This window comes from Citrobacter sp. C1 (assembly GCF_014596895.2).
Taxonomy (GTDB): domain Bacteria; phylum Pseudomonadota; class Gammaproteobacteria; order Enterobacterales; family Enterobacteriaceae; genus Citrobacter; species Citrobacter gillenii.
Map to the genome: position 1 here is coordinate 4859027 of NZ_CP115035.1, position 14535 is coordinate 4873561.

Genomic DNA, 14535 nt, shown 5'->3' on the forward strand with positions numbered 1-14535 from the left:
ATTTATTCTGCTTCTTCTTGTTCTGCGGCTTGTTTGAGTTTGCGGTATTCACCGAGAGTGACAGTTATTTCCGCGCCTAGCAAGACGATACACCACGTCCAGTATACCCAGACAAATAAAATGGGGATCACCGCCAGCACGCCGTAAATCAACTGATAAGACGGAAACATCGTGATATAGAGCGCAAATCCTTTCTTCCCAGCTTCGAACAGCACCGCGGCGACAAAAGCGCCGATCACCGCATCACGATTGGGTACGCGTGTGGTAGGTACAATGCTGTACAGCAGCCAGAATGAGAGCCAGGAGAGCACCAGCGGCAATACCCTCAGGACGTTATCAATAACGGTATTGAGATCGCTGGCCCAGCGCAGGGACAAAAGATAAGAGCTGATCGCCAGACTGGCACCCGCCAACAACGGGCCCAGCGTTAAAATCATCCAGTACACCGCAAACGAATACACTTTGGGCCGGGTGCGTTTGCTGCGCCAAATGGTATTCAGTGCGCTGTCGATGGCATACATCAGCAACAGAGCCGTCACAATCAGCCCACATGCGCCGACGGCGGTCATTTTGTTCGAGTTCGCGACAAACTGTTCGATATAGCGCTGAATAACATCGCCGGTGGCCGGAATAAAATTAGCGAATATAAAATGTCGCAGCTGAATGCTGACGTCGGAAAACATGGGAAATGCGGCGAAAAGCGCAAAAACAACGGCGATAAGCGGCACTAACGAAAGCAACGAGACGTAAGCCAGGTTGCCCGCCAGTGTCGTCATGTTGTCCTCATCAATGCGTTGCCATAATAACTTCAGCCAGGCCCGTACAGGACGCGTATGGTGCCTGGCTTTTTGATGCACGTTTTTTAGCATAACACCGTCGCGAAATAGTCAGGTATGGTCGTTTTATCAACGACCAGGATGCTGGTGATCCCTAACTGGTTAGCCCCTTCAATATTATCGGCGTTATCATCAAAAAAGACCGTATCTGCGGCAGAAAAACCTTCGGACTGCAGAACATGCTGGTAAATCCGCGCTTCGGGTTTACGCATGCCGAGTTCCTGAGAAAGATAGATATGGTCCGCAGCCTGGCGAACTTCTGGGTACTCATCCGGCCAAAATGTCGTATGCAGGCGGTTGGTATTCGACAGCACCACGACACGATGCCCCTGCTCACGCAGTTTATGCATGATGTCGATGACGTCGGGGCGTAGCGCAACAAAAACGGCCTGCCAGCCATGGGAAAATTGTTCGTAACTCAACGGCAGCGCCATGTCGTGACACAGCGCCTCGGCAAACGCCTCATCGGTTATTTCACCCCGCTCATGTTGGCGAAAAGCCTCCCCCATGGTGAAACTTTGCTTTAGCGAAGCCAGCGGGACACGGCTCAGATCGCTCCATGTGCCTAACACGCGATTGAAGTCGATATCGACAATCACATTACCCAAATCAAAGATATAGAGCATGTCCTTCTCCTTACTCGCCATGGATGAATAACTGTAGCGGGAAAGGAGAAGTTTGACTATGCGTGCGTGATGGCTTTGACGTTTCCGAGTCACCACTAGAGGGGATTACATTGCCAGAGCGTCATCCTGGGAGGGACTCACCTGCACAATTTCCACCTGCTGCGACTGGAGCAAGTTGTGCAATGCCGGACCGGGATACTCATCGGTAAACAACGCCGTCACCTGAGACACGTTACCAATCTCTACCGCTGCGGAAGCCGTGTATTTCGTATGATCGGCAGCCAGCAGAATATGCCGCGAATGGGCCATCATCGTTTTCACCACGCTGGCTTCGTTGACATCAAATTCCAGCAGCGCGCCATCGTTTTCTATCGCCCCGACGCTGGTCACCAGATAATCTGCCCGAAAATCAGCCACAAACGCGGTGGCTGAAGGGCCGATAATCCCGCTGTTGTGCGGGCGCAGCGTCCCGCCGGGCACCATCACCTCGAAGCGCGGATTGTTATACAGAATATGCGCCACCCGCAGACTGTTGGTGATAATGCGCAAATGGTTATGGTTTAACAGCGCCCGCGCCACCTGTTCAACGGTGGTACCGATGGTAATAAACACCGTTGAACCATCTGGAATATAGTCAGCCACTGCTTCTGCGATGGCTTTTTTCTCTTCCGTCCAGGAGACTTCACGCTGCTCGAACGCCGTATTGACCACGCTCGACGCTCTGCCTGCCCCGCCGTGGTGACGCGTAATCAATCCCTGTTCGCTTAGTTTACGAATATCACGGCGCACGGTCTGCGTGGAAACATCCAGCAGGCTGGCCAGCTCGTCAATATTCATATAACCGCGCTCGCTAATCAGCATAAGCAGCTGATCGTGCCGCGGGTTACCGGTCAGTTCGGTAAGACTCATGAAATTTCCTCGAAAAACCATTGCCCTGGCATTTTATACAAAAAGTGACAGAAAAGATCGGGTTTGATCACAGTCAGGGATACCCGCACGCCCTCCTGGGCGCGTACACTTCAGTGCCGCAACCCCGCTGGCAAACTTGACGGCATCTTCCTGGGCGCAGCCAGAAGCCAGACTGAAGGCCAGCGCACCGTGGAAAACATCTCCTGCACCGGTAGTATCAACCACATCCACGGCGAAGCCAGGTTGATGCTGTAACACATTATTTTTTATCCAGTCACAGCCTTCCCCACCTCGCGTCACATAAACATGTCCATTTGTGAGCGCTTGTGCTTTTTTCAGACCAGCCTCCGATTCTTCTGTCCCGGTCAGGCGCGCCAGTCCCGGTTCAGAGAAAGCAGCATGATCGCTTAACGCCACCAGCTCGCTAATGTCCTGCGGCGTAACATCACCATCCAGCACGGTTATCACTCCAGCCCGACGCGCGAGGGTAAATGCCTGCTTTGCCCCTTCGTGCCAGCGAACATCTGCCAGCACCACGTCCCACTGTGAAAAATCAATCGCATTCAACCAGTCGGCATCCGGCAGTAAATCCGGACTAGGGTAGTTGACGATAATCCGCTCCCCTTTCGCATCAACCATGATTGCCGATTGCGAAGAGTTTGCTTCTGTATAGCGCCGGGTGTAGCGGGTATTTACCCCCAGGGATTCAAGCTCCGCCAGCAAGCTATTTCCGGTGTCGTCATCGCCCACACGGCCAATAAAGTCCACCTGCGCGCCCAACTTCGCCGCAGCCACTGCCGCCGTTGCGGCAGGCCCTCCCCCCACTTCCGTATAGCGCTTCGCCACATATTTCCCCCCTTCAGTCGGTAAGCCTTCTACGTAATAGATGCGATCCATCACGGCAATACCCACACAAGCAATACGAATCATGGTCATTCCTCAAATGTTTTGGATGGGATCATTTTAATTTCACAAAATGTTTAAAAAGTGACGACTGTCAATTTTTTGACCATAAATTACAAATACGATCAAAAACAGACAGAAAAGACCGATTTTAAATGACAAAAAATGACATCCACATCTCAGGAGAAGGTTATGGCAGTTATAGCATTTATCGGATTAGGTCAGATGGGTTCACCAATGGCGAGCAACTTGCTGAAGCAGGGCCATCAGCTCAGCGTCTTTGACGTTAACCCGGATGCTGTTCAGCGCTTGGTAACACAAGGCGCACAGCCTGCCAGCACGCCAGCTCAGGCCGCAAAAGACGCAGAGTTTGTCATCACCATGCTGCCAAACGGCGATCTGGTACGCGGCGTTTTATTCGGTGAACAAGGCGTTTGTGAAAGCCTTTCCCCGCAGGCGCTGGTGATTGATATGTCGACCATTCATCCACTGCAAACCGACAAGCTGATTACCGATATGCGTGCCAGGGGCTTGTGCATGATGGATTGTCCGGTCGGACGCACTTCCGATCACGCGGTCGCGGGGACATTGCTGCTGCTGGCGGGTGGTACGGCAGAACAAGTCGAACGCGCCACACCAGTGCTGATGGCGATGGGCAGCGAACTGATTAACGCAGGCGGGCCGGGCATGGGCATCCGCGTGAAGCTTATCAACAACTATATGAGCATTGCGCTGAATGCGCTGTCTGCCGAAGCCGCCGTGCTGTGCGAGGCACTCGGTCTCTCCTTCGATGTGGCCTTGAAAGTGATGAGCGGGACCCCCGCCGGAAAAGGCCACTTCACCACCTCCTGGCCTAACAAAGTGCTGAAAGGCGATCTTTCCCCGGCCTTCATGATCGAGCTGGCCCACAAAGATCTTGGTATCGCGCTGGATGTTGCCAATCAGTTGCATGTGCCGATGCCGCTGGGTGCCGCCTCCCGCGAGGTTTATAACCAGGCGCGCGCCGCCGGTCGTGGTCGTGAAGACTGGACCGCCATTCTTGAGCAGGTGCGCAACAGCGCCGGACTAACTGCCAAAGTAAAAATGTAACGACTGTATAAAGGAAAATTGAATGAACAATTACACCATCAAAGATATCACGCGCGCATCCGGCGGTTTTGCCATGCTGGCCGTCGACCAGCGTGAAGCCATGCGCTTAATGTTTGCCGCTGCGGGTGCGAAATCCCCGGTCAGCGACAGCGTGCTGACCGATTTCAAAGTGAATGCGGCAAAAATCCTTTCTCCTTATGCCTCGGCCATTCTGGTCGATCAGCAATTCTGTTACCGCCAGGTGGTGGAGCAAAACGCGGTAGCCAAAAGCTGCGCCATGATTGTTGCCGCCGATGCGTTTATTCCGGGCAACGGCATTCCTGTTGATAGCGTAGTGATTGATAAAAGTATCGATCCGCAGGCCGTTAAGCAAGACGGCGCCAAGGCGTTAAAACTGCTGGTGCTGTGGCGTAGCGATGAAGATGCCCAGCAGCGTCTGGATATGGTGAAAGAATTTAATGAGATGTGCCACTCCAGTGGCTTGCTGAGCATTATCGAACCGGTCGTACGTCCGCCGCGTCGCGGCGATAAGTTCGATCGCGAGCAGGCCATTATCGATGCCGCTAAAGAACTGGGTGACAGCGGTGCCGATCTCTACAAAGTCGAAATGCCGCTCTACGGTAAAGGCTCTCAGCAAGAGCTTCTCACTGCATCACAGCGGCTGAATGAAAACATCAATATGCCGTGGGTCATTCTCTCCTCCGGTGTGGATGAAAAACTGTTCCCTCGCGCGGTCAGCGTGGCCATGACCGCAGGAGCATCCGGCTTCCTGGCCGGGCGCGCGGTCTGGTCATCGGTTGTGGGATTACCGGATACCGAACTGATGCTGCGCGATGTTTCTGCACCGAAGTTGCAGCGTCTGGGCGATATCGTCGATGAAATGATGGCCCGCCGCCGTTAATACGAGGATCGAAGAATGAAATGGTTTAACACCTTGAGCCACAACCGCTGGCTGGAGCAGGAAACCGACCGCATCTTTAACTTTGGCAAGAACGCGGCGGTACCGACCGGATTTGGCTGGCTGGGAAACAGTGGCCAGGTCAGAGCAGATATGGGAACGCATTTGTGGATCACCGCCCGCATGCTGCACGTCTATTCCGTTGCCGCGTCCATGGGTCGCCCCAGCGCATATCAGTTGGTCAGTCACGGGATTAACGCCCTGAACGGCGCACTGCGCGACAAACGCTACGGTGGCTGGTACGCCTGCGTCAATGACGAAGGCGTGATGGATGCCTCCAAGCAGGGCTATCAGCATTTCTTTGTGTTGCTTGGCGCGGCAAGCGCCGTCACTACCGGTCATCCGCAGGCCAGACAGCTGCTCGATGACGCCATCGAAGTGATTGAAAAATACTTCTGGAGTGAAGATGAGCAGATGTGCCTGGAGTCCTGGGACGAAGCCTTCAGCCAGACGGAAGATTATCGCGGCGGCAACGCCAACATGCACGCAGTTGAAGCCTTCCTGATCGTTTACGACGTCACCCACGACCGTAAATGGCTGGATCGGGCGCTGCGCATCGCGTCGGTGATTATTCACGACGTGGCCCGCAGCGGCGAGTATCGGGTCAACGAACATTTCGATTCGCAGTGGAACCCGATTCGCGATTACAACAAAGACAACCCTGCTCACCGCTTTCGCGCCTACGGCGGTACACCGGGCCACTGGATTGAGTGGGGCCGCCTGATGCTGCATCTGCATGCCGCGCTGGAAGCGCGCTTCGAAACGCCACCCGCCTGGCTGCTGGAAGATGCTAAAGGTCTGTTCCACGCCACCATCCGCGATGCCTGGGCTCCCGATGGCGCTGACGGCTTTGTTTACTCAGTGGACTGGGACGGCAAACCGATCGTCCGCGAAAGAGTGCGCTGGCCGATAGTCGAAGCCATGGGTACCGCCTACGCCCTGTATACCCTCACTGGCGAGAGCCAGTACGAAACCTGGTACCAGACGTGGTGGGATTACTGCATCACCTATCTGATGGATTACGAGACCGGCTCATGGTGGCAGGAACTGGACACCGATAACAAGGTGACCACCAAAGTCTGGGACGGCAAGCAGGATATTTATCACCTGCTGCATTGTCTGGTGATCCCACGCCTGCCACTGGCTCCGGGACTTGCTCCAGCGGTTGCTGCCGGTCTTCTGGATATCAACGCAAAATAGGTCATAAGGATAGCAGCCATGCATAGCGGCGGAAAAACCGTTCATCTTCGGGCGGGTCATTACCAGGCAAAAATCGTGACGGTTGGCGCTGGGCTGGCGGAACTGACGTACCACGGGCGCCATATTGTCGTCCCACATAAGCCGGAAGAGATGCCGTTGGCACATCTGGGGAAAGTGCTTATCCCGTGGCCTAATCGCGTGGCAAACGGCTGCTATCAGCATAACGGCAAGAGATTGCAGCTTGCCGTCAACGACCTTGCTTCGCAGAGCGCGATTCATGGCCTTTTAGCCTGGCGGGATTGGCAGATTAACCAGCAGTCGGCATCGGAAGTGTCGCTGACAATTTTTCTGCCGCCCTCATATGGCTACCCATTTGCACTGGTATCAGAGGTAATTTACCGGCTGGATACTACCAACGGGCTGCACGTTTCTATTTGTACGCAGAATGTGGGCGAGGACACGGCGCCTTATGGTGCAGGAGCGCACCCCTATTTGACCTGCAATCTACAACACATCGACAGCTGTGAATTAACACTGCCGGCGAGCGAAGAAAGGTGTGATGAACGGGATTTCACTACGCCGCATTTACTCGCGCAAACCGTAATTGATCATACGTTTAGGCCCCTGTCACCCGACGCGGGATGGGAAGTCAGAATGACCAGCCGCTCGCAAAATATGTCCACCTTTTTACGCAGCCACCAGCCCTGGCTGCAGGTGTATACCGGCGAGAAATTAGCAAGGTGTGGCCTGGCAGTAGAACCCATGACCTGCCCGCCCGACGCCTTTAATTCTGGGATTAGCCTGATTCATCTCGCGCCCGGAGAAAAACACCAACTGAATTTTTTAATCGGCAGTGAATAACAGATTTCCGACAAATTACCGAATTACCCTATGTTTACGGAGACGATAATGAATTCGCTACAACAACGGTCAACCGCATTAGAAATCACCACGTTACAGGATGGCTTTGCGCTTACGTACCATCAGCGCCTGATTCTGCGCCATACCTCGCAAACCCCTTGTCTGTGGATCGGCGCAGGCGTTGCCGACATTGAGATGTTCCGCGGCAACTTCAGCATTAAAGACAAACTCAATGAGAAGATTGCCCTCACGGAGGCGACGGTCAACGAATCACTTGATGGCTGGCGGGTACATTTCAGCCGCGGCGGCGCCATCGCGGCCAGCCTGCACATCTCCACCGATGAACAGGGCCGACTGAAGCTGGATCTGCAAAACGACGATCTCAGCCACAATCGCATCTGGTTACGTCTGGCCGCCAATCCGAAAGATCATATCTACGGCTGCGGCGAGCAATTTTCTTACTTTGATTTACGCGGTAAACCGTTCCCGCTGTGGACCAGTGAACAAGGCGTGGGCCGCAACAAGAGCAGCTATGTGACCTGGCAGGCAGACTGCAAAGAGAACGCCGGCGGCGACTATTACTGGACTTTCTTCCCACAGCCGACCTTCGTCAGCACGCAAAAGTACTACTGCCACGTTGATAACAGCTGCTACATGAATTTCGACTTTAGTGCGCCGGAATATCACGAGCTGGCGCTGTGGGAAGACAAAACCACCCTGCGCTTTGAGTGCGCCGACACGTATATCGCCCTGCTGGAAAAACTGACCGCGCTGTTAGGCCGCCAGCCGGCGCTGCCGGACTGGATTTACGACGGCGTCACGCTGGGTATTCAGGGCGGCACCGAGGTTTGCCAGAACAAACTGGACACCATGCGTAATGCGGGCGTGAAGGTGAATGGCATCTGGGCGCAGGACTGGTCCGGGATCCGTATGACCTCGTTTGGCAAACGCGTGATGTGGAACTGGAAGTGGAACAGCGACAACTATCCACAGCTGGATAGCCGCATTAAACAGTGGAAAGAAGAAGGCGTACAGTTCCTCTCGTATATCAATCCGTACGTTGCCAGCGATAAAGACCTCTGCGCGGAAGCGGCGGCTCGCGGCTATCTGGCAAAAAACGCCGCTGGCGGTGACTATCTGGTTGAGTTCGGCGAGTTCTACGGCGGCGTGGTCGATCTGACCAACCCGGAAGCCTACGACTGGTTCAAAGACGTCATCAAAAAGAACATGATTGAGCTCGGCTGTGGCGGCTGGATGGCGGATTTTGGCGAATATCTGCCGACCGATACGTATCTACACAACGGCGTCAGCGCCGAGATCATGCATAACGCCTGGCCTGCACTGTGGGCGAAGTGTAACTACGAAGCGTTACAGGAAACCGGCAAGCTCGGCGAGATCCTGTTCTTTATGCGTGCGGGTTACACCGGCAGCCAGAAGTACTCCACCATGATGTGGGCAGGCGACCAAAACGTTGACTGGAGTCTCGACGATGGTCTGGCCTCGGTCGTGCCTGCCGCACTTTCGCTGGCAATGACCGGTCACGGCCTGCACCACAGCGATATCGGCGGTTATACCACCCTGTTTGAGATGAAGCGCACGAAAGAGCTGCTGCTGCGCTGGTGCGACTTCAGCGCCTTCACACCAATGATGCGCACCCACGAAGGCAACCGTCCGGGCGATAACTGGCAGTTTGATGGTGATGCAGAAACCATCGCCCATTTTGCCCGCATGACTACCGTGTTCACCACCCTGAAACCGTATCTGAAGCAGGCCGTCGCGCAAAACAGCGCCACCGGACTGCCGGTGATGCGCCCGCTGTTCCTGCATTATGAAGACGATGCCACCACCTACACCCTGAAATACCAGTACCTACTGGGTCAGGATCTGCTGGTTGCGCCGGTTCACGAACAGGGTAAGCGCGACTGGACGCTGTATCTGCCAGAGGACTGCTGGGTCAACGTCTGGACCGGGGAAACTTACCAAGGTGGCGAAATTACCGTTGATGCGCCTATTGGCAAACCTCCGGTCTTCTATCGCGCGAAGAGTGAGTGGGCATCACTGTTTGCAACTTTACGCAGTATCTAATCAGGCTCGCCCGCGCGGAAACACGCGGGCAAATGAGGGATAATCATGAGTCAGAATACAGCCAATCCGGCAACCCTACGCTTACCTTTTAAAGAAAAACTCGCCTATGGGATGGGTGATTTAGGTTCCAATATCCTACTGGACATTGGCACGCTCTATTTACTCAAGTTTTATACCGATGTCCTTGGTTTGCCAGGTACTTACGGCGGTATCATTTTCCTTATTGCCAAGTTTTTTACCGCGTTTACCGATATGGGTACCGGGATTATGCTCGATTCGCGACGTAAAATCGGTCCGAAGGGCAAATTCCGTCCGTTCGTGCTTTACGCAGCTTTCCCGGTTACGCTCCTGGCTATCGCCAACTTCGTCGGTACGCCATTTGAAATCACCGGAAAAACGGTGATGGCAACGGTGCTGTTTATGCTGTACGGACTGTTCTTCAGTATGATGAACTGCTCTTACGGCGCGATGGTGCCCGCAATAACGAAAAACCCGGATGAACGAGCTTCCCTTGCCGCCTGGCGCCAGGGCGGTGCCACGCTCGGCCTGCTGCTGTGCACCGTCGGCTTTGTGCCGGTGATGAACCTGATCGAAGGTAACTCGCAGCTGGGTTATATCTTCGCCGCCACGCTATTCTCCCTGTTCGGCCTGCTGTTTATGTGGCTGTGCTATGCGGGTGTGAAAGAGCGCTACGTCGAAGTAAAGCCGGTAGATGCAACGCAAAAGCCGGGATTACTGCAATCCTTTCGCGCCATCGCCGGCAACCGCCCGCTGTTTATTCTGTGCATTGCCAACCTGTGCACGCTCGGCGCGTTTAACGTCAAGCTGGCGATCCAGGTCTATTACACCCAGTACGTATTGAACGACCCGATCCTGCTCTCCTGGATGGGCTTCTTCAGTATGGGTTGTATCTTCATCGGCGTATTTTTAATGCCGGGAATGGTCAGACGCTTTGGTAAGAAGAAGGTCTATATCGGCGGTCTGCTGATTTGGGTGGCGGGCGATCTGCTCAACTACTTCTTTGGCGGCGGGTCGGTGAGCTTTGTCGCCTTCTCCTGTCTGGCCTTCTTTGGTTCGGCGTTTGTTAACAGCCTGAACTGGGCGCTGGTCTCTGACACGGTGGAATATGGCGAATGGCGCACCGGCGTGCGCTCTGAAGGGACGGTATACACCGGATTCACCTTCTTCCGTAAAGTCTCGCAGGCGCTGGCGGGGTTCTTCCCCGGTTGGATGCTGACGCAGATTGGCTACGTGCCTAACGTGGTGCAATCGGCGGGTACCGTCGAAGGTTTACGCCAGCTGATTTTTATTTATCCGTGCGCCCTGGCAGTCATCACCATCGTGGCAATGGGCTGCTTCTACAACCTTAACGAGAAGATGTATGTCCGTATCGTTGAAGAGATAGAAGCGCGTAAACAACCCGTTTGATAATAATAATGAATAGCGCCCTACGGGGCGTTATTAAGGAGCGATTATGTCTGACCATGATCCGCTAACGTTAAAACTGAGCCTGCGTGAAAAACTCGCCTACGGAGTGGGTGACTTCGGCTCAAATTTGATGCTGTGTATCGGCACGCTGTATCTGCTTAAATTTTATACCGATGAGCTTGGGATGCCTGCATATTACGGTGGGATAATCTTTCTGGTGGCGAAGTTCTTCACCGCCTTCACCGATATGCTGACCGGCGTATTACTGGACTCACGGCGTAATATTGGCGTAAAAGGGAAATTCAGACCCTTTATTTTATATGCGTCGTTTCCTGTCGCCCTGGTTGCCAGCGCGCAGTTTTTAGCCACCGATTTTACGCTAACGGTAAAAACGGGACTGGCAACGGTGCTGTTTATGCTGTTTGGCCTGTTCTATAGCCTGATGAACTGCTCTTACGGGGCGATGGTTCCCGCCATCACCAAAAACCCGCATGAGCGCGCCCAGCTTGCAGCCTGGCGTCAGGGTGGCGCCACGGTCGGACTGCTGCTGTGTACCGTGGGCTTTATGCCGATTCAGGCGCTGTTTACCAGCACACCTTCGCTTGGCTATCTGATTGCTGCGCTGATCTTCTCGGTTTGCGGTTTGTTCAGTATGTGGTGGTGCTTTAGCGGGGTGAAAGAGCGCTATATCGAAATCATGCCGGACCATCATAAGCCCAGTATTCTCAAATCGTTCCGCGCGATTTTCCGTAACCCTCCCCTACTGGTGTTGTGTATCGCCAACTTGTGTACGCTGGCGGCATTCAACATCAAGCTGGCGATTCAAGTTTATTACACCCAGTACGTGCTCAACGATATCCATCTGTTGTCATGGATGGGTTTTTTCAGTATGGGATGCATTCTGATTGGCGTACTGCTGGTGCCTACAACCGTGAAACGCTTCGGTAAAAAACAGGTTTATCTCGGCGGCCTGGCATTGTGGGCCCTCGGCGATGTGCTGAACTTTTTCTGGGGCGGGACGTCGTTCTTGTTTGTGACTTTCTCATGCATGGCCTTCTTCGGTACCGCTTTTGTTAACAGCCTGAACTGGGCGCTGGTCCCAGATACCGTTGACTACGGTGAATGGAAAACCGGGATTCGTGCCGAGGGGTCGGTCTATACCGGTTATACCTTTTCACGAAAAATTTCTGCTGCGCTGGCGGGTTTCTTGCCGGGTATTATGCTGACGCAAATCGGCTATGTCCCCAACATAGTCCAGAGCGAGGCCACCTTGCTCGGTTTGCGCCAGCTTATTTTTCTCTGGCCATGCGGGCTTGCCATCATCGCAGCCTTCACCATGGGTTTATTTTATAAACTCAATGAAACTCGCTTTGCTTTTATTATCGAGGAAATCAGTCAACGGAAGAAAAGCAATTTCAAACCTGATACTGAGAGTCATAAAAAGAATACCTCTGTTGTAAACGTATAAAAATAATTGCCGCTTTCTCCATCTCTATGGATGGCGGCTTCCCTACGCTTATAAAATGGATTTATTATGAAAAAGTTGAATACAATAATTCTTTTATCCTCTGTCGTCTCCACCTCTGTTTTTGCCGGTGCCTATGTGGAAAACCGCGAGGCATATAATCTGGCATCCGATCAGATGGAAGTCATGCTGCGCGTTGGCTATAATTCCGATATGGGTGCGGGTATCATGCTCACGAATACCTACACCATGCAACGCAAAGATGAGTTAAAACATGGCTATAACGAAATAGAAGGCTGGTATCCATTATTCAAGCCGACAGATAAACTGACTATTCAACCCGGTGGACTGATTAACGATAAGAGTATTGGTTCTGGCGGCGCAGTATATCTGGACGTGAATTATAAGTTTACGCCCTGGTTTAACCTTACGGTACGTAATCGATATAATCATAACAACTACAGCTCAACCGATTTAAACGGCGATCTGGATAACAACGATACCTATGAGATTGGCAACTATTGGAACTTCAGCATTACGGATAAGTTTTCTTATACGTTTGAACCACACTACTTTATGCGAGTAAATGATTTTAATAGTAGTAATGGTAAAGACTATCATTGGGAAATTACCAATACCTTTAAATATCGCATCAACGAGCACTGGCTGCCCTATCTTGAATTACGCTGGTTAGATCGTAATGTGGAACCCTACCACAGGGAACAAAATCAGATTCGTGTCGGGGCAAAGTATTTCTTCTAGCTCCCTCTATTGATAAAAAAGCCGCTGACAGTCAGCGGCTTTTTCATACTACCTGACGTAAACGCGCATCACGCCTGTTCCGCTTGCAGCATTTTCTTTCTTTCACTGATTCGCTTAACCAGCAGAACAGATGCAATCGCCCCACAGAAAGCGAAGCAGGCCATAATACCAAACACAATTTTGTAGCCGATGAGCCCTGGGTTCAAATCCAGAATATATCCGTACATACTGAAGCAGAACATCGCCGGGGCATAACCGATAAAGCTGCCCAGCGCCATTGCCGCACCCGTTTGATTCTCTGCGATTTTGGCCTCACCAATCGGGGCAAAGAATACAGCGCGCTGAGTAAATACGATAGCGCCGAAGCCCAGCGTACACACCATACCTAAATAAACGGGCATACTTTCATGCGGCAGAACGATCAGCAGCAACAGTGCCACTGTGCTGAGCATAAATGTGTAGCATAAATATTTACTCGGTGATTTCAGGATTTTATCTGAGATCAGTCCACCAATCGGGCCACCAACCATTTTCAGGCAATATTGGTTAATAATCCCATAAGCCCCCACCAGCGCGACGGGCAGCATATAAATGTTTTTCAGGAATGGGATAAAGAACGTCAATCCACAATACACGGCATAAACAAAGAAGACGTTAAACGCGATTAACCAAATAGTCTTATCTTTCAGAACTGACGACATGCTTGGATTTTTCGGCGCATCTTCATCATCATGGATTTTTGCGGCGGGGATTTCCTCTTTATCGTTCAGAACAAAGAAGATGATGATCCCGACCATAATGACAATTGCAGAGTAGAACCAGATACCGGCCTTGAACCCCAACAGACCACTGCCAAACCAGGCAAAGACGGCCAGTGCAGAAAATGCGACAACCGTATCCACAATACCGCGGCCCGTTTCAAAAAAGCCGAACAGACGCCCTTGTTGTTCGCTGTTGCCGAGTCGGCTAACGGATTTTAATAACACCGGCCAGTTCATCATGTCGCAGGTAACACCAAATAACGCCCAGACAAAGAGGATCCCCCAATAGCCAGGCATGGTGGTCAAATAAACCCCCAGCAGCCCCGTAGCAATAAGGGAAAGAGACATAGTGTATTTACGTGGAAGTTTGTCTGCAAAATAAATAGATAAGAAAAAACCTATGGTAGTTACAAATGAGTTCACTGACATCGCGTTACCAATCTGACCGTTAGTCAAATGGAAGTATTCTTGCATCGGAATATAGAACGCATCTTTCAGTGAGGGTAATTTGTAAATTGTACCGCCACACAGCGTTAACAGGCTAAAAAGCGCCCATTTCTTTTTTGTGAGCATAGCATCCCCTAAATGATTTATTTAATCATTTGTTTTAAATATAAAAATACGCCCATTCATCAGGAATGGACTATGAATT

General features: G+C 52.3%; 13 protein-coding genes. 8 read left to right on the forward strand and 5 right to left on the reverse strand.

Annotated features, from left to right (window positions below; genetic code table 11):
• Window positions 1–2: 2 nt before the first annotated feature.
• The 4 genes from IB214_RS23235 to IB214_RS23250 form a co-directional block, all read right to left on the reverse strand.
• Window positions 3–869: a virulence factor BrkB family protein gene (locus IB214_RS23235; protein WP_115259810.1), complete on the reverse strand. Its 867-nt coding sequence runs from the start codon at window positions 867–869 to the stop codon at window positions 3–5.
• Window positions 863–1462, reverse strand: a complete 600-nt coding sequence (yihX, locus tag IB214_RS23240; RefSeq protein WP_096758866.1) for a glucose-1-phosphatase — start codon at window positions 1460–1462, stop codon at window positions 863–865. Before yihX ends, IB214_RS23235 begins: the two co-directional genes overlap by 7 nt.
• 105 nt (window positions 1463–1567) lie before the next feature.
• The gene (locus IB214_RS23245) at window positions 1568–2371 is read right to left on the reverse strand and encodes a DeoR/GlpR family DNA-binding transcription regulator (RefSeq protein ID WP_096758867.1); all 804 of its coding nucleotides are present in this window, start codon (window positions 2369–2371) and stop codon (window positions 1568–1570) included.
• 33 nt (window positions 2372–2404) lie between these two features.
• The gene (locus tag IB214_RS23250; RefSeq protein WP_117343642.1) at window positions 2405–3301 is read right to left on the reverse strand and encodes a sugar kinase; all 897 of its coding nucleotides are present in this window, start codon (window positions 3299–3301) and stop codon (window positions 2405–2407) included.
• A 165-nt stretch (window positions 3302–3466) separates the two neighbouring features.
• On the opposite strand from IB214_RS23250, the gene yihU reads away from it, so the two are divergent.
• The 8 genes from yihU to ompL all read left to right on the forward strand — a co-directional run bounded on the left by yihU (window position 3467) and on the right by ompL (window position 13122).
• Window positions 3467–4363 carry a sulfolactaldehyde 3-reductase gene (gene yihU, locus IB214_RS23255; RefSeq protein ID WP_117343641.1) on the forward strand — a complete coding sequence of 299 codons (897 nt, stop codon included), beginning with the start codon at window positions 3467–3469 and terminating at the stop codon, window positions 4361–4363.
• A 22-nt stretch (window positions 4364–4385) separates the two neighbouring features.
• Window positions 4386–5264 carry a sulfofructosephosphate aldolase gene (gene yihT, locus IB214_RS23260; RefSeq protein ID WP_117343640.1) on the forward strand — a complete coding sequence of 293 codons (879 nt, stop codon included), beginning with the start codon at window positions 4386–4388 and terminating at the stop codon, window positions 5262–5264.
• A gap of 15 nt (window positions 5265–5279) precedes the next feature.
• Window positions 5280–6521: a sulfoquinovose isomerase gene (gene yihS, locus IB214_RS23265; protein WP_117343639.1), complete on the forward strand. Its 1242-nt coding sequence runs from the start codon at window positions 5280–5282 to the stop codon at window positions 6519–6521.
• A 3-nt stretch (window positions 6522–6524) separates the two neighbouring features.
• Entirely contained in the window at window positions 6525–7382 is an 858-nt protein-coding gene (locus tag IB214_RS23270; protein ID WP_117343638.1) for an aldose-1-epimerase, read from the forward strand.
• A gap of 48 nt (window positions 7383–7430) precedes the next feature.
• Window positions 7431–9467 carry an alpha-glucosidase gene (locus tag IB214_RS23275; protein ID WP_117343637.1) on the forward strand — a complete coding sequence of 679 codons (2037 nt, stop codon included), beginning with the start codon at window positions 7431–7433 and terminating at the stop codon, window positions 9465–9467.
• Window positions 9468–9512: 45 nt separating this feature from the next.
• Complete coding sequence (locus IB214_RS23280; RefSeq protein ID WP_117343636.1) at window positions 9513–10895, forward strand: MFS transporter; 1383 nt, start codon at window positions 9513–9515, stop codon at window positions 10893–10895.
• 46 nt (window positions 10896–10941) lie between these two features.
• A complete protein-coding gene (locus IB214_RS23285) occupies window positions 10942–12363 on the forward strand; it encodes an MFS transporter (RefSeq protein ID WP_117343635.1) in 1422 nt (473 codons plus the stop codon).
• Between the two features lie 66 nt (window positions 12364–12429).
• Window positions 12430–13122 carry a porin OmpL gene (ompL, locus tag IB214_RS23290; RefSeq protein ID WP_117343634.1) on the forward strand — a complete coding sequence of 231 codons (693 nt, stop codon included), beginning with the start codon at window positions 12430–12432 and terminating at the stop codon, window positions 13120–13122.
• Window positions 13123–13190: 68 nt separating this feature from the next.
• Here ompL and IB214_RS23295 read toward each other — a convergent pair whose 3' ends face one another.
• The gene (locus tag IB214_RS23295; RefSeq protein WP_117343633.1) at window positions 13191–14456 is read right to left on the reverse strand and encodes an MFS transporter; all 1266 of its coding nucleotides are present in this window, start codon (window positions 14454–14456) and stop codon (window positions 13191–13193) included.
• Window positions 14457–14535 lie beyond the last annotated feature (79 nt).